The organism is Paenibacillus kribbensis, from assembly GCF_001705305.1.
Taxonomy (GTDB): domain Bacteria; phylum Bacillota; class Bacilli; order Paenibacillales; family Paenibacillaceae; genus Paenibacillus; species Paenibacillus kribbensis_B.
In genome coordinates this window covers 34,025-55,954 of the sequence record NZ_MCBP01000014.1, presented here as the reverse complement: position 1 = coordinate 55,954, position 21,930 = coordinate 34,025, and the positions used below count along the sequence as shown (strand labels likewise).

The window sequence follows — 21,930 nt, the reverse complement described above, 5'->3', positions numbered from 1 at the left end:
GCATAGCTGCCTTAACATTTACGATTAACCTATGCATAACAGTGATTTTAAGATAGGGGATACCATATGGAGAACGTACGTAGCTCAGCAGAAAAAACAACAGCATTGCCTGATTTGCAATGGTATGAAGCGCCGCTGACCGATACCCGGATGGACGTTTTGTCTCCGCTGGCCTGGGAGGAGCTGGCCTGTCGGCAAGTAGGGAAAGGAGCTGCGCCTGTTTTGCATCTGTGGCGACATCCGGCTGCGCTGGTCATCGGTCACCGGGACCGCAGGCTTCCATACGCGTCGCAGGCGATGGAGTGCGTGCGCAGCGCGGGAACCTCGGTGTGCGTACGCCCTTCGGGCGGAGCAGCCGTCATGCTGGACAGGGGGGTACTGAACCTGTCCCTGATCCTGCCGAATCCGCAGCGGGCGATTAGCCTGAATGAGGATTTCCGGCTCATGGCGGGGCTGATTGCCGAGGCGCTGGCCCCGTGGTCTGCCGAGGCGCAGACCGGGGAAATCACCGGGTCCTTCTGTCCCGGTGATTACGATGTCAGCGTCCGAGGCCGCAAGTTTTGCGGCATTGCGCAGCGGCGTCAAGCCAAGGCGTATATCATCACGGCCTTCGTGATGATTGAGGGCAGTGGTGCAGAGCGTGCACAGGCGGTGCAGCAGTTTTATGCGGCGGCAGCCGGAGATACGCCGACGGGGACGCCGCAGCCGGATTATCCACGGGTAAATCCGGCAACGATGGGCAGCCTGGCAGAGCTGGCTGGGGTGCCATCTGTTGAGGCCTATACGGCATCTCTGCGCCGGGTGATCGAAAGCCGGGCTACGATTTTGCCTGTCGATGGCTCGCTAGCGCAGCCGCAAGGATTGGTAGAGCAAATGGCTGCTCTTAGGGAGCGGTACGATTCACAAGTATAGTGTAGAATGAATTTAGCTCACTAGCTTACATGAAACTTAGCTCATATGGAACTTAGTTCACATGGCACTTAGCTTAGAAGGGCAGCCATCTCAGCTTGGAGGCTTGAGCGTAGCGCTCTTCCACTGCAGGCCAGTTGACGACATGCCACCAGTCTTCGATGTATTTGTTGCGCTCGTTCTGATGCTTTAAGTAATAGGCGTGCTCCCACACATCAATCGCCAGCAGCGGAATGGACTCCCATTGAGTCAGATTCTGGTGCTTTTCGGCCTGCAAAATTTCAAGCCGTCCCGCGCGAGGACTCCACACCAGAATCGCCCAGCCGCCGCCCTCAACCTTCTCGGCTGCCGAACTGAAATGCTTCTTGAATGCGTCGAAGCTGCCAAAATCTTTTTTGATCTGCTCAGCCAGCGGCCCGCTTGGTTTTCCGCCTCCTTGGGGGCTCATAATCGTCCAAAAAAGAGTATGCAGATAATGGCCACCACCGTTAAACGCCAGTTCCCGTTCCCAGTGCTTTACGAGGTCAAAGTCACCTGTTTTCCGGGCCTCTTCCAGCTTCTTCTCCGCTTTATTCAAATCATTCACATAGCTCAAATGATGCTTGTCATGGTGAATACGCATCGTCTTTTCATCAATATAGGGTTCAAGCGCATTATAGGGATAAGGAAGCGGTGGCAAGCGATGTCCCCCAATAGGAACCGAGCGGCCGGGGGAAGCTTTTTCCGTTGCCGAAGGCTGCGTCTGACCGGACTGAACGCCTTTAGACGCCCATGTGCCTTCTCCCCGTATGCCCACCTGTCGCTCTCGCAACGCATCCTCAGGGTAGTGCTCACCCTCTGCTGCCACATGATACAACTCAGCAGCCCGTGCGATGGCGCCAGGCTCTTGAAAGGGTGTAGTCGAGATCAGGAAATATTGGCTTTCATGGGCCGCGTGCAGCACAATTCCGGCAGCTCTGGGCTGCTGCCGTAATGCAAGACTGTGCTCGCCCAGCAGGCCGAGCTGGCGAACATATTCCTGTGACTGGCGGTTTGCAGTTTGCAGCAATCCGTCCAGCCGGCGATGTAGATCTTGCGAGACAGTCTCTGGCAATGACACCTCTCCAGATGACGACGCCTCGCCCCATTCCCTTGACTGTCCTGATGGTTCAGCCAGTTCGTGTGTGTGTGCTTCTGGAGCAGCCGATTTCTGCGCTTCTGGGTGCTGCCACGCCTGAGCTGCCGGATCAAGGGCGCTCCGCTGCTCTTCAAGCAGTTCTACAGCAGCACGTTCGGTCTGTTCAAATACGGTTCGCCAATCATCGAGCAACTGCACATATGCAGGCTCAAGCCCCTCAGTAGCGGACTTAATCACTTCCACATGCCAACTTTCCTGCTGCTTCCAATGCCGGATTTCCTCCAGCACGCGCAAGGGCAGAAAAGACCCATAAGTACTCAGCATTGTTCTTTTACCTCCCGTATCCCACAATGGCTACCCGGGTTGGAGAAAGAATCTGCCCCGGATGCATACGTACCCAGTATATTCGCCATCTCGTCGGGAATATGTCTACAAACTCCTCCATCAGATACACATGTCATACAGAATGATGAATGCCATTGGGACGTATAAAAGAAGCCCAACTACGGCACGAGCTAAGTGTCCATAATCAGGCTTCTCCATATCATTTCATTACTGCACCATTTTATTACACCATTTCATTATTTCGCAGTCGTTTGCTTATTTCGCATTAGCGACGGTCTTCTTGTCCTCCAGCTCCTGCACACTGCTTAAAAACGTCGATACCCGCCGCAAATATTCACGTGGATGCTCTCTGAAAATCAGCTCATGCAGCCCGTTTTTGACAATCCACACACTGGAAAGCGGATTGGTCTGATTGGCTGCCAGCTTCTCCGCAATGGGATAAGGCGCTTTTTCATCCTGCGTACCATGTACAAACATGATCGGAAACGGATAGTCTTCCTTTTTAACCGCTTGATATGGAATTTGATGCAAGCTGGTGCCGTTCAAGACCGGAAACAGCAGCTCCAGAATTTCCAAAGACGGATGGCGTGGCAGATTAATTTGATTATGAATGTTATGGTACAGCGTATCCGGCTCCAGCAGGAAGGTGCTGTCCAAAATCATCGCGTCCACATCCTTGGTTTGCAAGCCCGCCTGCAGGGCGGTTCCTGCCCCCATCGAGAAGCCCCATACGATAATCTCCGACGAGCCGCGTTGCTTGGCAAGCTGGATCGCCCCTAGAAGCTGCTGGGATTCCGCTTTGCCTCCGGTCGCGACTGCTTTGCTGTTTTGTGACGCGAAACCATAATCGAACATGACCACATTAAAGTTCAGACTATGGGCATAATGCGCCAGATCATACATGGGAATCCAGCTTTCTTCGCGGTTGGCCCCATAACCATGGCTGAAAATAATCGTTTTCCGCGATTGATCCGCCGGGATATACCAGCCTTGCACCATACGGCTGCCGTCCTTGGCGGGGAAGCTGACTTCCTCATAGGGCATTCCTTTCGCCTGCATCGGGTTAGAGTACAGCGGTGCCACGGTTGGATTCGTCAGTACCCAGGCGATGTAGGCGTGCAGGGCAATAAAACAAAACAACAGAAAAAATACGACCGATAGCAGCAGCGCAATCACAATGTGCTTGAACCGCAGCATACGGGGATTAATCAGTGGGATGGACGGCTCCTGAACAGCGGTGTGTAGCTGTGAGCTGCGCTGGGATGTCGAAATCATGTAAGAGCCTCCTTATATAAAATTGAGCTTCATGCTATGGAATAATAGGTACAAATTCACTTGAAAATGATAGTGTATGTCCGTATTGATACCTATTATCGTATGATGGTGATTATCCAAAGTCAACGCCTGCACCGGAAAAGTAAAAATGATGCAAAGAATTGTCGATGTTTGTTCTTTTTCTGTAATATAGCTGTCACAAAAACATCGGTTTACAGTAGCCGCGAGTATTCTATATAATTTATGTAACCATGTTTCATGGTGTGAAACGAAAATGGATACAAGGGGAGCGGTTCACGATGGAAGACCGTAAATTAACCGTTCGCGCTGTGGAGCGTGCACTTGATATATTGCTGTGTTTTACCGCAGACTCGGATCTTGGTCTGACGGAGATTGCCTCCAAAATTGGGCTACATAAAAGCACGGTTCACCGGCTGCTGACCACGCTGGAGGATCGTGGCTTTGTCGTTCGAAATGCCGCGACGGAAAAATACCGGCTCGGCTTCCGCATATGGGAGCTGTCCACCCATCTGTCACAAAGCGACGAGCCGGCGGTGCTGCTGCAGCCTGCAATGGAAGGACTGCGTGACCGTCTGGGTGAGACGATCAGCTTGTACTTGCGGGACGGCAGCATGCGTATTCGCATTCAAGCCGTGCAGAGCAACCAGCCCATCCGCCGAGTTGCGCCTGTGGGTGCGCGCATGCCGCTGGCTGTGGGGGCTTCCAGCAAGGTGCTGGCGGCCTTTATGCCGCCGCAGGAGCTGGAAGCTTTGCTAAGAGGGGGTGAATGGCCGTCCTCGGTAGATCCGGAGGTCTATAAGGCTCAGTTGCAGGATATTCGCGAGAAAGGCTATGCGACCAGCTATGAAGAACGGGAGCCGGGTGCAGCCGCTGTGGCTGCGCCTGTGGTGAACCGGAAGGGACAGGTCGCTGCGGCCTTATCTGTATCTGGTCCGGTCAGCCGACTTGCACCTGAGACGCTGCATGATTTTGCCCCGATTTTGATCGAAGCAGCGAAGGAAATGGGGCTTATGCTCCCCTAACAGGACCAGAGAAGGGTTGCCAAAGCAATAATTTTAAAGTAATCTGATGAGGATGGCGGGATGTCTGTTATCGCCGCCTCATGCAAATCGAAGTATCACAGTTACTGGGGGAGCCTGTAATGCCGGGCTGAGATGGAATCGTGCAAGATTCCGGACCCTTTGCACCTGATCTGGATCATACCAGCGTAGGGAAGTAATCGGCCATTGAAATGTATACGCAGCTGCTGCCTAAGAAGGCGCATGGAATATATTATTCCGTGTGCGTACTTTTGGATAGCTCTTCGTTAGATTAGCCGGTTCCCTGGGGAACCGGCTTTTTTGCATAGATCAGCCACCCTGGGAATGGTTCCGGATCGGTGTGTCATTTCATCGAAACAGGAGGAACGGACAATGAAACCGACGGAAACAGAAGGAACTGAAGTAAAGGCAACAGGAGTGAAGAACTTTCCGGGGAGCCGCAAGGTGTATATTCAAGGCTCGCGGCCGGATATTGCCGTGCCAGAGCGTGAAATCGCGCTGCACCCCACACATACGCCGCAGGGCACCGAGCATCATGAGCCCTTGCGTGTGTACGACACGAGCGGACCAATGACGGACGAAGCCTATCAGGTGGATATTCGACGGGGGCTGCCGCCGTTGCGGAGAGCCTGGGTGCTGGAACGGGGCGATGCCGAAGCTTACGAGGGACGCACGGTTAAGCCGGAGGATAACGGGTTGAAGCCCGGTTCCAAGCGGGAGGCGGCGGAATTTCCCGGCGTGACCCATCGTCCGCTTCGTGCCTCACAAGGGCGCACGGTGACGCAAATGCACTATGCCCGCAAGGGAATCATTACGCCCGAGATAGAATTTGCAGCCATTCGCGAAGGGGTGGAGCCCGAGTTTGTGCGGCAGGAGCTGGCGGCGGGACGGGCGATTTTGCCTTCCAATATCAATCACCCGGAAAGTGAGCCGATGGTCATTGGACGTCATTTTCACGTGAAGATCAATGCGAACATTGGTAATTCTGCAGTCACGTCCTCCATTGAGGAGGAAGTGGAGAAGATGACCTGGGCTGTGCGCTGGGGCTCGGATACGGTCATGGACCTGTCCACAGGCCGTAATATCCATACGACGCGTGAATGGATCATCCGGAATTCCCCTGTGCCGATTGGAACCGTACCGCTGTATCAGGCACTTGAAAAGGTGAACGGCCAAGCTGAGGCACTGACGTGGGAGCTGTATCGCGATACCCTGATTGAGCAGGCGGAGCAGGGTGTGGACTATTTTACAATTCATGCGGGTGTGCTCCTGCGCTATATCCCGATGACGGCGAACAGAATGACGGGAATTGTCTCCCGGGGCGGGTCGATTATGGCGGCTTGGTGCCTTGCGCACCATCAGGAGAACTTTTTGTACACGCATTTTGAAGAAATATGCGAAATCATGAAAGCTTACGATGTAGCCTTTTCCCTCGGGGATGGTCTGCGTCCGGGCAGCATCTATGATGCGAATGATGAAGCACAGTTTGCAGAGCTGGAAACGCTGGGTGAGCTAACGCAAATCGCGTGGAAGCATGACGTCCAGGTCATGATCGAAGGCCCGGGGCATGTTCCGATGCACAAAATCAAGGAGAATGTGGATTTACAAATGGAAATTTGCAAGGAAGCTCCTTTTTATACTTTGGGACCTCTCACGACGGATATTGCGCCTGGCTACGATCATATTACCTCAGCTATCGGAGCAGCCATGATCGGTTGGTTCGGGACGTCCATGCTGTGCTACGTTACGCCGAAGGAGCATTTGGGCCTGCCGAATAAGGATGATGTTCGTGAAGGAGTCATTACCTACAAAATTGCTGCACATGCTGCCGATCTGGCGAAAGGCCATCCACGGGCGCAGCGACGGGATGATGCCTTATCCAAGGCACGCTTTGAATTCCGCTGGCGCGACCAGTTTAATCTTTCCCTCGATCCCGAGCGAGCCTTATCCTACCATGATGAGACGCTGCCGGCAGAGGGGGCCAAGGAAGCCCATTTTTGCTCGATGTGCGGCCCCAAATTCTGCAGCATGCGGATTACGCAGGACATTCGCGCCTATGCGGCAGATAAGGGACTGAATACAGAAGAAGCCGTAGCTGCCGGGATGCGTGAAAAGGCCGAACAGTACCGGGATGCGGGGAAATAGGTTGAATGTAAGTCAATAACCCTAAAAAAGCCGTGTTTTCTCTACAGACGATGTAGGGAAACACGGCTTTTGAGCTTATTTTATTTTTTACCCATTTTCTCATTCAAAATGTCCTGAAAGCTGAGCTTCTTCTCCGAGCTATCTTCTTTCTTCTGCATACTCACAGCGTTGGCGCGTTGGTATTGGTGGTGAAAGGGCATCAGGGTGTGTACAGTTAGGTTCATTGTATTCATGTAGGTTGTTCCTCCAATTCCATTTTGTCAAATCCGGTTTGAGTTGCTTAGGACATCTGTATAGGACTATTTGTATGTATTTGATGTCGTAATGCCATGTAGGTTGCTTGGTTAAGTTGAAATCATTATAACCGCATTTTTTCAAAGTAAAATGCTTTTGACATAAAACAGGAAGATGGTCGTATGTGTCCAAAATGTGCATTAGGAGGATGGTCATTTTAGGGGAGGATGTGCCTAGATCGAAAATAAGGGCTAGAGGCCCGTTTTCTCAGTTTAGTAGTCGGGATTGTGTTTTTTTGTGAGATGGCTGGGTTTCGTCTGTATTTTGTGTTTTGGAGCGTCAGGAATCGAATTTTGCAAAGTCCTGAATTCGGGATTAAGGCAGTTTGGTGGCGAATTAAAGTGTCAAAGTTATATTGACTTTAGGTTTGTAAGTAGATACCATGAACTGGTTGTAAGCGTATTTTGACAGCAAGAGTCAGTCAATCATCTGGCTAAGTAGCGATGAAATGTTTGAGGAAGGATTAGAGCATATATGAAAAAGAGACTTGCGGATATCGCATTTATTATTGTAGGCGCCTTTTTTTTCGCGCTGGCTGTTAATCTGTATGTCATCCCGAATGAGTTTGGCGAAGGGGGCGTTGTAGGGGTTACGATTATTTTGTACTACCTGTTTCACTGGTCTCCCTCGGTCGTCAATCTGGTGATCAATGGTCTGTTGTTGATTATCGGATATAAGTTTCTGGATGCGAGAACAACGTTATACACCGTCATTGCGGTTGCATTTAACTCATTATTTTTGCATTTAACGGCCGATTGGCGGATTGACTCGCATGAGCCGACGATTAATGCCGTATTTGCCGGGATTTTGGTCGGAATCGGGATTGGCTTAATCGTGCGGGTAGGGGGCACAACGGCGGGAACGGTCATTTTGGCACGGATTGCCAACAAATATTTGGATTGGAATATCAGCTATGCTTTGTTGTTTTTTGATTTGATCGTAGCGTTCTCTTCCTATTTTATTATTGGTCCGGAAAAATTGATGCTGACTATCGTGATCCTGTACGTGGGTACAAAGGTTATGGATTTCATGATTGAGGGACTAAATCCTAAAAAGGCGGTCATGATTATCTCCGAGCATCAAGATAAAATTGCAGAGATGGTCATTACGCAGATGGATCGTGGAGTTACCGTCCTGTCAGGCCACGGATATTACACCAAAAATCCGAAGGAGGTTCTGTATATCGTCATTAGCAAGCAAGAGGTGTCGGCGCTCAAAAAGATTGTAAAAGCCGTCGACACAGCAGCGTTTATTACGATTCATGACGTACGGGATGTGTTCGGAGAGGGATTTTTGGATATTTCGAAGTAATGGCGGTGCCAAGGTAAGGTTAAAGGAGAACATGGTTGGAAGTCGGTCCTGAGGGATCGGCTTTTTTGCTGTTGTGAGGTTTTCGCTCCCTCTGACCGTCTGCCCAACAACAGCTCCTGCAAACGGCTGTGAGAGTCCTTTTAATTCGCTGATCCTACGAAGTTTATACTTTCTGATATCTTAAAATATTGGCATCTTTAATCCGTTGCACGGCTTCCAGCAATCTTTCTTCCGAACTAACCAAACTAATGCGAACATATCCGGCGCCATGTTGACCAAAAGCTTCGCCCGGAATAACGGCAACATGAGCTTTGTCCAATAAAAGAGCGGAAAACTGTTCTGAGCTATACCCCTCCGGGACTTTCGCCCATACGAAAAAGGTGCCTGCGGAAGGCCTTACATGCCAGCCGATTTTGTTCAGCCCGTTTACTAATGTATCTCTTCTTTGGTTATATATATCCGTGATTTGGCGGACGCAGTCCTGGTCGGATGTTAAGGCGGCTGCGGCAGCATCCTGAACCGCTCCGAACACGTTTCCATAAGCATGTTCAACAAAGCGGTTAATGCCTGCGATAATGGATGGATTGCCAACGGCAAACGCCACTCTCCAGCCGGCCATATTGTACGCCTTTGACATGGTGTATACTTCCACGCCTATTTCTTTAGCCCCTTTCGTCTGCAAGAAGCTAAGCGGCTTGTGTCCGTCAAAACCAATCGATCCGTAAGCCATATCATGAAAAACGGGAATATTGTGTTTTGTGGCAAACTGAACAGTTTCCGCGAAAAAATGACTTGTTGCCACAGCGCCTGTCGGATTGTTCGGATAATTTAACAACAGCAATTTTGTACGGTTGGCGATTTGCGTCGGAATCGCGTTATAATCCGGCAGAAATCCATCTTCTTCCTTCACAGGCAAACCGTAAAGATGGGCCTCGGCCAATTTAACCGCGGAATAATACATCGGAAAGGCAGGCTCAGGAAACATGATGGTGTCGCCCGGATTTAAAAGACATTGTGGCAGAGCGGCAACGGCGATAATAGACCCGTTAAAAATGGCAATTTCGGTGTCCGGATCAAGATCCACGTCGTATTCACGCTTGTAGAATGCAACAATGGCCTGTTTCAAAGACTTTTTCCCATTGTAAGGTGGATATCCATGGTTGCTCTGCACATCAACGGCCTCTTTCAAGCGATCCACAATATGCTGAGGAGTAGGCAAATCCGGGTTGCCTCTTCCGAGATTAATAATATCAATTCCTTGCTTTTCATAATTGGCAATCGCTTCCGCTTGTTTGGACATGTACTTTCTCGGCAGGGATTTCAGCCGCTTGGATTCATCAAAATCAACCATTCTTTTTTCCTTTCTGCTGATGGCTAGAAGCAATGTATATCCTTAATAACTGTAGCTGCTTGTAATCCTGTTCACTGTCAGGATCGCCCATAGTGCATCATCAGCGGTGACTTTAAACGGTAAACTGTGAATTCTCGATGTTTGAGACGTCATTTTTGCCGCAATCAGCCGCAGCGCTTCCGTGCTGGAATCGTCCAAATATATATCCTGCAGCGTTGTCGGGAGGCCTATTTTTCTATAGAAAGGAAGAATCGACTCCAGCTCGTCTATTTTCTTTTCCAGGGCTAATTGAACCAGAATTCCAAACGCTACAAGAGATCCGTGTAAAATCGTATTCGTTCCGGGAATAGCTGTCGCAGCATTAAAGAAGGCGTGTGCGCCAACGCTTTTGGCAAATATACTTCCGAAGCCTCCAACGAGGCCGGCAACGGCAATATTCGTATCAATAACATTGATAAAGGCATCCGTTAATTTTCCGGTCTGCGCGTCTTTGATGGATTGTTCCCCGAACTCGAATAAAAACTCCCTGCATTTGTGCATCATTTCGAAACTCAATTGCATCGGTATTGTTTTGGTCTGTATCTGATTCAAACGGGACACGCCTTCATACCATTTGGCGAGAGTGTCGCCGATACCGGCGATCGTATATTCAACAGGGCTGTTTAAAATGATCTCCGGTTCAATCAGGACAAGGTTGGTTGCTTTCGGGAAAGACAAGCTGTCAACATGGACCCCCTCATCATTATAAATGATGCTTACGGCACTGAATGCGGCGCAATTGGAAGCAAGTGTCGGAACAAGTATTTCCGGGATTTGCAGTTGATAGGCCACTGCTTTTACAAGGTCCGCCACCTTTCCTCCGCCGATCCCCATTAGTCCTTCCGCTTTATATTGCTTGGCAATAGCGGAGATTCGCTTAATCTCGTTTAGAGAGCATTCGCCACTATATTTCTCATATTGAATCTCAAAATTTTCCAGCGAAGGCAAGTAAGGCATGGCGGCCTGAAGCGATCTTTCTCCATGTATGACCAATAATCTGTTGATCTTTCTTTCGACAATCAATTGGGGCAATTGATTCAATATCCCTTTACTGTGATAGTATTCCTGTGGACCAGCTTTCAAAACGACAGTTGATTCCATAATGACGCTACCTCCATTATATTCCGACTTAATAGGGAGGAATAAATGATATTGTGAAAAATATACTCTGTTCGCAAATCTATGTCAATTACTTCTTAAGCGGGTGCCCTGACGAAATTAGTCTTAGATTTTAATTATTGACATGCTAAATTTCGATCTATATATTATAGTAATTAGGTAAAGCGGTAAAACACATGTGTTAACTATGAATTTGGCGTTGTGGCGTTGTTATGTATTGTAATGTAGCCCCAACACGAAAAAGCAGACTAGGCGGAAAGGAAGAAATGTAATGAGTTCCCATGTAATAGATATGGTATTGCTAAGAAATAATTTCGGAACAGCTGACATGCGCAGCATCTGGTCGGAGCATAACCGGCTGCAAAAGCATTTTGATGTGGAGGCTGCTCTTGCTCTGGCGGAAGGGGAATTTGGAATTATCCCCCGGGGTGCCGCCGAAACGATTGCCAAAAACGCTAAGGCCGAATTTGTGGATTTTGCTGAAATCGCAAGTGAATCGGCAAGAGCGAAACACTCTTTAAATGCAACCATAAAAGCGTTGCAATCATTATGCGGCGAGGATGGAGAGTATGTCCATTTTGGAGCAACGACCCAGGATATTGTGGACACAGGAACCATACTGCAATTAAAAGAGGCACATGCCCTTATCCTTTCGGAGTTGAAAGAGGTTGCGGGAGAGCTCGCCAAGCTTGCCGAAAAATACAAAAGAACGCCGATGGCCGGCCGATCTCACGGCATGCAGGGTCTGCCGACAACCTTTGGCTTTAAATTATCCGTGGTGCTGAGTGAAATTAACCGCCATATTGAACGGTTACAAGGTTTGGAGGCCCGGACATTTACCGGTGTTATTGCAGGCGGAGTCGGGACATTTGCTTCTTTTGGTCCTAAAGGGCCTGAAATCGAAGCGAACGCTCTACAAAGACTGGGTTTGTCCGTGCCGGAGATTTGCTGGCATTCGTCGCGAGACAGAATCGCGGAGTACGCCAGTGTTATCGGATTAATCAGCGGTACATTAGGCAAGCTTGCCAATGAATTCTATAATCTGATGCGGTCGGAGATTGATGAAGTTGAAGAACCTTTTTCAATAGGGAAGATTGGCAGCACAACGATGCCCCATAAACGGAATCCGGCAGCGCTGGAGGGGATCGCAAGCCTGACAAGACCGATTCTCCATAGCGTGTCCCTTATTCAGGATTCCCTTATCGTGGAGCATGAACGGGATGCTATGTCATGGCGGGGCGAATGGATTGCTTTGCCGGAAATCTGCATCTATCTGTCTGCTCAGCTGTTATCGACCAAAACGGTTTTGCAGGGTCTGATCGTAAAACCTGATAACATGCTCCGAAACTTAAATCTGCAAGGCGGGCTTTTATTATCGGAAAGAGTCATGTTTGCATTGGCGGAGAGCTACGGGAAACAGACTGCACATGAGCTTATTTATGAGCTGTCGATGAAGGCTATTGAAGAGCATACACCGTTTCAGGATGTGTTGGTTGCCAATGAACAAGTCGCTAAGGTGCTGGATGAAACGAAAATAAAAGAGCTGTTAAATCCTGAAACCTATCTTGGTTCCGCGATTGAAAAAGTGGATCAAGTGCTGGTGAAGCAGCATTTCCGTCTGGCGGTTCTTGACGATGCGGAAGAGTTGCTCGACCTGACATTAAGAGCTTACCAACCCATAAGGGATTTGGGGATAAATTTTGCCGCGGCACATGCTGATCTGGATTTGGTGAAAAAGCATATCACCCATAACTTGTGTTATGTGCTGGAGCAAAACGGGAAAATGATCGCGACCGTCGCCATTAGGCTGCCATGGGGGAACCAACCTGGCCCCGCCGGTCTGCCGCATATCGGCTGGCTGGCCGTAGATCCGGCAAATGAGCGGCAAGGAATCGGATCGAAGATTTTGTCATTGGCTGAAGAAAAAATAGCGTCCGATTTAAAAAGTACGGCCGTTACCTTGGGCACGGCGGAAAATCACCCATGGCTGTCTGCCATGTATGAAAGCAAGGGGTATCACAAAATCGGTACCAAAGATTTGGGGAGAGGTCATACAACGGTTTACTTTAAAAAGGATCTGCAGGCAGCTAAGGTAACTCAAAACGTATAAAGCAGAGGGGATTATGATGAAAAAGTTTCTTGGTATTATGATTGCAGGAATGTTGCTGGTCGTGTTGGCGGCTTGCGGCAATGGAACAAGCTCAAGCGGAGAAAAAGTGCTCAGAGTAGGGGCGACAGGACAAAGCTTTCCAAACTCCTTTAAAGAAGGAGATAAACTGGTCGGCTATGATGTCGAAGTGCTGGAGGCTGTTGCAAAGAATCTTGGCTACAAAGTGGAATGGACACTGACGGATTTCTCCGGATTGATGGGTCAATTGGAAGCAGGCAAGCTGGACACGATCGCCAATAACGTAGCCGTAACCGATGAAAGAAAAAAAGTATATAATTTTACGGACAAATACTCAGTTCTTGGCACACAGGTTGCTGTCCGGTCAGACAATAATGAAATTAATACTTTGGATGATTTAAAAGGAAAAACCATTTCAGCCGTTCTGGGGTCCAACAATGTGAAAAATTTTAAAGCCTGGGACACCAAAGGCGAGGTTACTTTAAAAACATATGAAACACGTGAATCTGCCATGAATGAAGTTATCACAGGCAAGGTGGACGGATATATTAACGCATCCACCACGCTTCTGGCTGAGATTGCCAAAGGCAAGCTTCCCTTCAAATTGGTAGGCGATCCGATTTCACATGATGATGTATCCTTTCCTTTTGCCAGAACGGAACAGGGTGAAAAGCTGCTGAAGGAATTTAACACTGAACTCAAAAAGCTCCGCGATGATGGGACTTTAGTAGAAATCTCGAAAAAATATTACGGTAAGGATGTAACAGAATAAACTAAGTCTTGAGGTGTACTCTCCAATGGATTTCGATTTTGAATATATGCTGTCCGTCTTTCCCAACATTATTAAATATTTGCCCTTAACCATTATCATGGCCGTATCGGCCATGATAATGGCAAGCTTACTGGGCTTAATAGTGGCACTTATTAGAAACAGCCGCATTCCTGTACTCACACAGCTTGCGGCTGTCTATATTTCTTTTTTTCGGGCGATCCCGATGCTGGTGCAGCTATTTCTATTTTACTTTGGCCTGCCGCAGTTAATTCCCGCTTTTAATAATATGACGGCATTAACGGCCGCGCTGATTGGCTTGAGTTTAAAAGAAGCGGCATTTCTAGCGGAAATTTTCAGAGCTGGGCTGAATTCGGTTGATAAAGGCCAATTGGAGGCGGGGTTATCGGTTGGCATGACGAAATTTCAAACCTACCGCCGGATGATCCTGCCGCAGGCGGCGCGTAACGCGCTACCCGGTACTGGCAATACATTTATTACGCTTATTAAAGAAACGGCACTGGCGTTTACGTTGGGTGTGGCCGAGATGTTTGCCCAAGCCAAAATGATGGCGGCGGAAAGCTTCAAATTTTTCGAAACGTATTTGGCAGTCGGGCTTTTATATTGGATTATTGTTATCGGAGTATCGTCACTTCAGCGCGTGGCAGAGCAAAGAATTAACCGGCCTTATCAACAATAGGAGGTTTTGACGAATGATATCGGTTAAAAACCTGCATAAACGTTTTGGCAATTTGGTTGTGCTAAATGGCATCAATATAGAGGTGAAACAGGGTGAAGTCGTTGCGATTATCGGCCCTTCAGGCTCAGGAAAGTCAACATTGCTCCGGTGTCTGAATTTATTGGAAACTCCCGATCAAGGGGAAATAGAAATCGGAAGCGCCAGGATAAACGCTGAAAAATTTTCCGGGAAAGAAGCGCATTTATTAAGACAGCAAACGGCGATGGTGTTTCAAAATTATAATCTGTTTAAGAATAAAACCGCTCTGCAGAATATTACGGAATCTTTAGTGATCGCCAAAAAAATGAAAAAAGAAGCTGCAAGTCAAATAGCGCTCGATTTATTGAAGCAGGTCGGTCTGGTGGATAAAAAGGACAACTACCCGGTTACCTTATCCGGCGGACAGCAGCAGCGTGTCGGCATTGCCAGGGCGTTGGCGGTTGATCCCCATGCGATTTTGTTTGATGAGCCGACCTCCGCGTTGGACCCGGAGCTTGTGGCCGAGGTATTGCAGGTAATCCGGTACATTGCGAAAAAAAATACAACGATGATCATTGTCACGCATGAGATGGCCTTTGCGAAGGAAGTCGCCGACAAGATTATTTTCATGGCTGACGGCCATATTGTCGAGCAAGGAACTCCAGCGCAAATCTTTGAGCAATCCGTAAATCCGCGAACCAAACAATTTTTGCAGCAGTTGGGCAGCAGAGCAACTGGCAGCGAAGAGGAAACGAAGGAGGAATCGTTCAGTGGCGCTTTCTGATAATCAAAAACAATTACAGCAAAAGCTAGTCGCATACCGTAGAGAGTTACATGAGCACCCAGAGCTTTCCTTGCAGGAGCATGAAACGACTGCACGGATAAAACGCTGGTTGGCGGACATTGGCATTCCAATTCTTGATTTTCCGCTAGAGGTGGGCGTTGTTGCCGAAATCCAGGGCGAGCTTCCCGGACCGACCATTGCCGTTCGCGCGGATATCGACGCCCTGCCCATTCGAGAAGAAACGAAAGTGGATTTTGTGTCTAAAAATGACGGGGTTATGCATGCTTGCGGACATGACTTTCACACCGCCTCTATGATTGGAGCGGCTATTTTGCTGCAAGAAAAAAAGTCGCAATTAAGAGGAACGGTCAGATTCATCTTTCAGCCGGCAGAGGAAATCGCCCAAGGTGCAAAATTAATCGCTCAAGCCGGAGCGCTTGAAGGGGTAAAGGCCATTTTTGGCATGCACAATAAGACTGATTTGCCTGTCGGCACAATTGGCATCAAAGAAGGTTCGTTGATGGCCAGTGTAGATAAATTTGAGTTGGATGTGATCGGCGTGGGCGGCCATGCCGGCATTCCAAATAACAGTGTCGATCCTATTGTGGTCGGTGGGCAAATTGTTTCCGGCCTGCAATCGATTGTCAGCCGGAGTCTTAGCCCGTTTCACAATGCGGTTATTAGTGTGACGCGGTTTCAATCCGGGAACACATGGAATGTCATTCCGGACAAAGCGGAGCTGGAAGGAACCGTGCGGACCTTTCAGGAAGAAGCGCGAAGTCGTATCCCCGTGCTCATGAAACGCACTGCGGAAGGGATTGCCGCCGGATACGGAGCCGAGGTGGATTTCCGTTGGTACAGTTATCTTCCCTGCGTGAATAATAACGGGAGATTTACGGATGTGGCCACGGATGCGGCCAAAGACTTGGGCTATAAGGTCGTGGATGCCGCGCAAAGTCCCGGCGGAGAAGATTTCGCTTTTTATCAGGAAACCATTCCCGGATTTTTTGTATGGATGGGTGTGGATGGTCCTCAGGAATGGCATCATCCCGCATACTCGCTAAATGAAGATGCTCTGATTGTCGCTGCAAATTATTTCTCGCATCTTGCCGTGAAAGTATTGGAGCAATGGAATTGAGCAATCAGTCGTTAACAAGCCGGTTTGTTGACTGCATTCAGGCTGCGGACCCGCTGGTCTCGCGAGAAGCGGTGCATATGGCCAAAATGGGGCTTGTTGATTTTATTGCCTCATGTTATGCGGCCAGCAGCGATATAAGTGTCCAGAAGCTTAAAAAGCATTTGGACATGGACGGCGGGTCAGGACTTGTTCCTGTCATCGGTCAGAACATGAAAACAACGCCGCTTCATGCCGCTCTCTTAAACGGGTTTATAGGCCACACGCTTGACTTTGACGATGTTCATTCCGATGTTCGTGGCCATCCGAGCACTGTTATTTTACCGGTGCTTTTTTCGCTGGCTGCGAGCAAGTCGGCTGAAAAAGATTTGAACGGCCAAAGGCTCTTGGCCTCCTATATTATCGGGGTGGAAGTGATGGCCAGGCTTGGACAAGCCATCGGAAAAGACCATTATGCCAAAGGCTGGCATAATACCGGTACACTCGGAACCGTTGCCGCTGCTGTTGCGGGAGCCTATTTTCTAGGCATGAGTCATCAGGAAATGTGCCGGGTGATAGGTTTGGCGGCGACGCAGGCCAGCGGTCTAAGAGTTCAGTTCGGAACGGAAGCCAAGCCGTTGCATGCAGGTTTGGCCTCGCAAGCGGCCCTGCAATCGATTTTATTTACCGAATATCAGTTAAGCGGCACGGCGGCAGGATTGGATCAGGAGCTGGGCTTTTTTGCTGTATACGGACAAGGCGAACCATATGCGGCTCCTTTTTTATTGGATCATTGGCAGCATGGCTCATGGAAAATTGCTAACCCGGGTTTATGGTTTAAACTGTATCCTTTTTGCTCCGCAGGGTATCATGGAGCGGATGCAGCCTTGCGTTTAGTGGCTAACTATCCGATCGACCCGGAGCGAATCAAGCAAATCGACATCATTTTCCCCCAGGGCGGTGATGCCGCTTTAGTGCAGCATACTCCGCTGACAGGTGAACAAGGTCGCTTTAGCATAGAATATATTGTCGGATTGATTCTTTTGCATTATCCGCTTTCAATTGGAAATTTTCAGGCACAACCTATTGCGGAAGATGTACGAATGTTCATGAGCAAGATCAAGAGAAGGTACAGTGATGTCATTCAACCTGTTCCCGATAGTATCCCGAAAGGCAGATTTACAATTGTGGAAATCATAACAGACCGCAACGAAATATGGAGCGAGCGTGTGGATGCGCCCAAAGGTTCGGCCCTGCAGCCGTTAACTGATGAGGAAATGCAATACAAACTGAAGATCTGTCTGCAAAACGAAAAGACTTCACGCCGAATCCTGCAATATGTCGATGACTTGGAGAAATATCCGGTTTCCGGGCTGCTCTCCTTATTATAGCTGGAAAGAAGGAAAAATCATGACCAGGAACCAAATGCCAGTCTTTTATAAGGATTGGGAAGCGTTGGCCGCAGAAAAATTGGAACGTGGTGCTTTTGAATATATTAGAGGCGGATCGGGAAGTGGAGAGACACTGCTTGCGAACGAAACGGCGTTTCGTCAATGGGCGATTATTCCGCGCGTGCTGCGGGACGTATCTTCTGTGGAAATAAGCACTTCCATATTGAACCAACCTATACAAGCTCCAATTCTATTAGCGCCGGTCGGCTACCAAAAACTTGCGTGTCCGCAAGGAGAGCTTGCCGCTGCCAAGGCTGCCGAAAAGGCGGGTGTCCCTTATATCGCAAGTACGGTTTCCGATTATTCTTTGGAAGAAATAAGCGAACACACGCCGCAAGGAAATAACTGGTTCCAGCTCTATTGGTCAACCAATGAAGCTCTCACCTTCAGCATGGTGAAAAGGGCGGAGCAAGCCGGATATAAAGCGATCGTCGCAACCGTGGACACAGGCGTATTGGGATGGAGAAGCAGCAGCTTTGTTCATCACTTCTCGCCTGTGAGAGCAACCAGAGGCGGAGCCAATTTTCGTCAAGATCCTGTATTTCAAGCGTTGGTCACGGAATGGACGGAAGAAAATATTATAAAAGAAATTCAAAACAATAAACGCAGGGATCATATTACTTGGGATGATATTCTCCGTTTGAGGAAAATTACCAGTCTGCCGATTATTTTAAAAGGCATACAGCATCCAAAAGATGCGGAAAAAGCCGTCGAGCTGGGATTTGAAGGGATTGTTGTATCAAACCACGGTGGAAGACAACTGGATGCGGCAATATCCTCCCTGGAGTCCCTTTCGCCCATTGTTGACGCGGTTAAAGATAGAACCGCTATTATCGTGGACGGTGGCATCAGAAGCGGTACGGATATATATAAAGCGCTGGCTTTGGGAGCGGATGCCGTTTCCATCGGAAGGCCGTATATTTATGGTTTGGCGGCGTACGGGGAAGAAGGGGTGGTCCAGGTTATCGAGCAATATAAGTCACAGCTAATCTCTGCCCTTAGGTTATCTGGTGAAGCAAATATGAAACACTTATCCAGAGAAAATCTGCACCGTTGCTAATTTCCGTTCATATTTTCTACTGAATGCTTCAAGCATGTAAAAAATCCCCTCTCAATTTGCAGTTTCCACTGCATTTTGGAGGGGATTTCGTTATTTATACGATTTAACGCTCTTTACTCTTGAATCATTTGGCGCAGTACGGTTTGCAGAATACCACCGTTGTGGTAGTAGTCGATGTCGACGGTGCTGTCCAGACGGGCAATTACCGTGAAATCGAACTTGGTGCCATCCTCGCGTTTGGCTACAACCGTAAGCTCTTGGCCTGGCTTCACGTCATTGTCAATGCCGAGGATGTCGAAGGTTTCGCGGCCGTTCAGACCGAAGCTGGACCAGCTATTGCCATCCTTGAACTGCAGTGGCAGCACGCCCATGCCGACCAGGTTACTGCGGTGAATCCGCTCGAAGCTTTCGGCGATGACGGCTTTAACGCCCAGCAGAAGCGTACCCTTGGCCGCCCAGTCACGCGAGCTGCCTGTACCGTATTCTTTACCGGCAATAACGATCAGGTTTTGATCGGCTGCCTGATATTTCATGGACGCATCGTAGATGGACATGACCTCATCCGTTGGCAAGTATTTGGTCACGCCGCCTTCGGTGCCGGGTGCCACGTTGTTGCGGATACGGATGTTGGCAAAAGTACCGCGCATCATGACCTCATGGTTACCACGACGGGAGCCGTAGGAGTTGAAGTCCTTACGCTCCACACCATGCTCCTTCAAGTACAGTCCTGCCGGGCTGGAAGGGGCGATGTTGCCTGCTGGTGAGATATGGTCTGTCGTAACCGAATCGTTCAACAGGGCAAGCACACGGGCATTACGGATTTCTTGGATATCCTGTACGCCATCCTGAAGTCCTTCAAAGAACGGCGGATTTTGAATATAAGTCGAGTTTTCATCCCATTCATACAGTTCGCCTTCAGGAACCGGGATGGAGTTCCATTTTTCGTTGGCAGTAAATACATTTTCGTATTTGCGGCGGAACATATCCGGGCTGAGCGACAGGCTGATGGCTTCCTTGATTTCCTCGGAAGTAGGCCAGATGTCTTTCAGGTAAACCGGTTGATTGTCCTGATCGTAGCCGAGCGGATCATTCGCCAAATCAATGTTCACCGTGCCTGCCAGCGCATAAGCGACGACCAGTGGCGGTGAGCCGAGATAGTTGGCTTTGACCTGCGCATGCACACGGCCTTCAAAGTTCCGGTTACCGGAAATGACTGCGGCCACGGTCAGATCGTTGTCTGTAATGGCCTGACTCACTTCGTCAGGAAGCGGCCCGGAGTTGCCGATGCAGGTCGCGCAGCCGTAACCAGCTACATGGAAGCCGAGTGCTTCCAGTGGGCCGATCAGATCGGCCTTTTGCAGGTACTCCGTCACGACGAGGGAACCCGGTGTCAAGCTGCTTTTAACATAGCCCGGCTTCTTAAGTCCGCGCTGTACCGCTTTTTTGGCAAGCAAGCCCGCACCCAGCATAACGCTTGGGTTGGAGGTGTTCGTGCAGCTTGTGATCGCCGCAATGACGACCGCTCCTGTACCCAATTCACTGGTGGAGCCATCCGGATGGGTCAGCGGAATCTTTTGTGCGATTTTCTCATCGCTCAGACCATAGCCGCCTTTGTCCACCGGGGTACGGATAATACCATCAAAGTTTTCCTTCATGCGGCTCAATTCTACGCGGTCTTGCGGACGTTTGGGTCCGGCGAGACTCGTTACAACCGAAGCCAGATCCAGCTCAATCGTATCGCTGAACACAGGGTCCGGCGTATCGGCTGTGCGGAACATGCCTTGCGCTTTGTAATATTCCTCTACGAGGCTGACTTGCTCATCGGAGCGTCCAGTGCTGCGCAGGTAAACCAGGGTTTCGGCATCAACCGGGAAAAAGCCGATCGTTGCACCGTATTCCGGTGCCATGTTGGCAACGGTCGCACGGTCAGCCAAGCTGATGTTAGCCAGGCCCGGACCGTAAAATTCTACGAATTTGCCGACCACGCCTTTTTTACGCAGCATTTGAGTTACTGTCAGCGCCAGATCCGTGGCGGTAGCCCCTTCCGACAGACTGCCCGTCAGCTTGAAGCCAATCACATCGGGAGTGACAAAATAGAGCGGCTGCCCCAGCATACCCGCCTCTGCCTCAATACCGCCGACGCCCCAGCCTACAACGCCAAGTCCGTTAATCATCGTGGTATGGGAGTCTGTTCCCACGAGGGAATCCGGGAAAACGACCGTCTCGCCGTCAATGGTTTTGGTGGCGGCTACGGATGCGAGATACTCCAGATTGACCTGATGGACGATACCGGTGGACGGCGGTACAGCGCGGAAGTTGTTGAACGCCGTTTGAGCCCAGCGCAGAAAACGGTACCGCTCCTCGTTACGCTCAAACTCTACATTAATGTTGTAGTCCAGCGCGTCACTGGAACCAAAGGCATCAACCATAACCGAGTGGTCGATGACGAGATCGACGGGAACGAGCGGGTTGATTTGTTTTGGATCGCCGCCTGCTTTTTTTACGGTATCACGCATGGCTGCCAAATCGACAACCACCGGAACACCCGTAAAATCCTGAAGCACGATGCGTGCCGGGATGAATGGGATTTCCTTGTTGCTGTCACGATCCTCGGCCCAGCCTGTCAACTGCTGTACATGCTCCTCTGTAATGGCGCGTCCGTCAAATTGGCGAACCGCAGCTTCCAGCAACACTTTAATGGAGAAAGGCAGGTTGGCAACACCACTTTTTCCTTGTTCCTCCAATGCCTTAAGACTGTAATAGCGATAAGGCTTGCCGTTAACTTCGAGACTACGGGCAGTGGAGAATTGATCTTTTCCTGACATAGGTATTACCTCCTTGAAGTGAATGCTTGTGGGGTGAATAGGAATGTCGTTTTTTTCGATGTCTTGCACGGTTGGTTTAAATTGGTTGCGTTCTCATTTTCATCTTCAGTGATTC

17 protein-coding genes and 1 riboswitch are annotated in these 21,930 nt (G+C 49.4%); of the genes, 11 read left to right on the top strand and 6 right to left on the bottom strand.

Going from position 1 to position 21,930, the window contains the following annotated elements; translation table 11 throughout:
• Nucleotides 1-66 precede the first annotated feature (66 nt).
• Nucleotides 67-912, top strand: a complete 846-nt coding sequence (locus BAZ21_RS21580) for a lipoate--protein ligase family protein (RefSeq protein WP_068504986.1) — start codon at nt 67-69, stop codon at nt 910-912.
• Between the two features lie 73 nt (nt 913-985).
• Here BAZ21_RS21580 and BAZ21_RS21575 read toward each other — a convergent pair whose 3' ends face one another.
• The gene (locus BAZ21_RS21575; protein WP_068504985.1) at nt 986-2,350 is read right to left on the bottom strand and encodes a Fe-Mn family superoxide dismutase; all 1,365 of its coding nucleotides are present in this window, start codon (nt 2,348-2,350) and stop codon (nt 986-988) included.
• Between the two features lie 276 nt (nt 2,351-2,626).
• On the bottom strand, nt 2,627-3,646 hold the full coding sequence (locus BAZ21_RS21570; RefSeq protein WP_068504984.1) for an alpha/beta hydrolase: 1,020 nt from the start codon (nt 3,644-3,646) through the stop codon (nt 2,627-2,629).
• 299 nt (nt 3,647-3,945) lie between these two features.
• Between BAZ21_RS21570 and BAZ21_RS21565 the strand changes: the two genes are divergently transcribed.
• Both BAZ21_RS21565 and thiC read left to right on the top strand, forming a co-directional pair.
• Nucleotides 3,946-4,689: an IclR family transcriptional regulator gene (locus tag BAZ21_RS21565; RefSeq protein WP_068504983.1), complete on the top strand. Its 744-nt coding sequence runs from the start codon at nt 3,946-3,948 to the stop codon at nt 4,687-4,689.
• Between the two features lie 96 nt (nt 4,690-4,785).
• Nucleotides 4,786-4,898: riboswitch (TPP riboswitch) on the top strand.
• Between the two features lie 181 nt (nt 4,899-5,079).
• Nucleotides 5,080-6,852: a phosphomethylpyrimidine synthase ThiC gene (gene thiC, locus BAZ21_RS21560; protein WP_068504982.1), complete on the top strand. Its 1,773-nt coding sequence runs from the start codon at nt 5,080-5,082 to the stop codon at nt 6,850-6,852.
• 80 nt (nt 6,853-6,932) lie between these two features.
• Here the strand turns inward: thiC and BAZ21_RS29110 are convergent, their stop codons facing one another.
• Nucleotides 6,933-7,085, bottom strand: coding sequence for a hypothetical protein (locus tag BAZ21_RS29110; protein WP_010348453.1), 153 nt, complete (start codon nt 7,083-7,085; stop codon nt 6,933-6,935).
• 535 nt (nt 7,086-7,620) lie between these two features.
• Here BAZ21_RS29110 and BAZ21_RS21555 point away from each other — a divergent pair.
• Nucleotides 7,621-8,457, top strand: a complete 837-nt coding sequence (locus BAZ21_RS21555) for a YitT family protein (protein ID WP_068504981.1) — start codon at nt 7,621-7,623, stop codon at nt 8,455-8,457.
• A 163-nt stretch (nt 8,458-8,620) separates the two neighbouring features.
• Here the strand turns inward: BAZ21_RS21555 and BAZ21_RS21550 are convergent, their stop codons facing one another.
• Both BAZ21_RS21550 and BAZ21_RS21545 read right to left on the bottom strand, forming a co-directional pair.
• Nucleotides 8,621-9,808, bottom strand: coding sequence for an aminotransferase class I/II-fold pyridoxal phosphate-dependent enzyme (locus BAZ21_RS21550; RefSeq protein ID WP_068504980.1), 1,188 nt, complete (start codon nt 9,806-9,808; stop codon nt 8,621-8,623).
• A 42-nt stretch (nt 9,809-9,850) separates the two neighbouring features.
• Complete coding sequence (locus tag BAZ21_RS21545; RefSeq protein WP_068504979.1) at nt 9,851-10,948, bottom strand: iron-containing alcohol dehydrogenase family protein; 1,098 nt, start codon at nt 10,946-10,948, stop codon at nt 9,851-9,853.
• Nucleotides 10,949-11,237: 289 nt separating this feature from the next.
• On the opposite strand from BAZ21_RS21545, the gene purB reads away from it, so the two are divergent.
• Genes purB through BAZ21_RS21510 form a run of 7 tightly spaced genes read left to right on the top strand, consistent with a single transcriptional unit; the run spans nt 11,238 to nt 18,990 of the window.
• Nucleotides 11,238-13,076: an adenylosuccinate lyase gene (gene purB, locus BAZ21_RS21540; RefSeq protein ID WP_068504978.1), complete on the top strand. Its 1,839-nt coding sequence runs from the start codon at nt 11,238-11,240 to the stop codon at nt 13,074-13,076.
• Between the two features lie 10 nt (nt 13,077-13,086).
• Nucleotides 13,087-13,866: an amino acid ABC transporter substrate-binding protein gene (locus BAZ21_RS21535; RefSeq protein ID WP_256022319.1), complete on the top strand. Its 780-nt coding sequence runs from the start codon at nt 13,087-13,089 to the stop codon at nt 13,864-13,866.
• A 25-nt stretch (nt 13,867-13,891) separates the two neighbouring features.
• Nucleotides 13,892-14,563 carry an amino acid ABC transporter permease gene (locus BAZ21_RS21530; protein ID WP_068504976.1) on the top strand — a complete coding sequence of 224 codons (672 nt, stop codon included), beginning with the start codon at nt 13,892-13,894 and terminating at the stop codon, nt 14,561-14,563.
• A gap of 13 nt (nt 14,564-14,576) precedes the next feature.
• Nucleotides 14,577-15,365, top strand: coding sequence for an amino acid ABC transporter ATP-binding protein (locus tag BAZ21_RS21525; RefSeq protein ID WP_068504975.1), 789 nt, complete (start codon nt 14,577-14,579; stop codon nt 15,363-15,365).
• Nucleotides 15,352-16,503 carry a M20 peptidase aminoacylase family protein gene (locus BAZ21_RS21520; protein ID WP_068504974.1) on the top strand — a complete coding sequence of 384 codons (1,152 nt, stop codon included), beginning with the start codon at nt 15,352-15,354 and terminating at the stop codon, nt 16,501-16,503. Before BAZ21_RS21525 ends, BAZ21_RS21520 begins: the two co-directional genes overlap by 14 nt.
• Nucleotides 16,494-17,870, top strand: a complete 1,377-nt coding sequence (locus BAZ21_RS21515) for an MmgE/PrpD family protein (protein ID WP_068504973.1) — start codon at nt 16,494-16,496, stop codon at nt 17,868-17,870. Before BAZ21_RS21520 ends, BAZ21_RS21515 begins: the two co-directional genes overlap by 10 nt.
• Nucleotides 17,871-17,889: 19 nt before the next feature.
• On the top strand, nt 17,890-18,990 hold the full coding sequence (locus BAZ21_RS21510) for an alpha-hydroxy acid oxidase (protein ID WP_068504972.1): 1,101 nt from the start codon (nt 17,890-17,892) through the stop codon (nt 18,988-18,990).
• Nucleotides 18,991-19,103: 113 nt separating this feature from the next.
• Here the strand turns inward: BAZ21_RS21510 and acnA are convergent, their stop codons facing one another.
• Nucleotides 19,104-21,815: an aconitate hydratase AcnA gene (gene acnA, locus BAZ21_RS21505; protein ID WP_068504971.1), complete on the bottom strand. Its 2,712-nt coding sequence runs from the start codon at nt 21,813-21,815 to the stop codon at nt 19,104-19,106.
• Nucleotides 21,816-21,930: the final 115 nt, after the last annotated feature.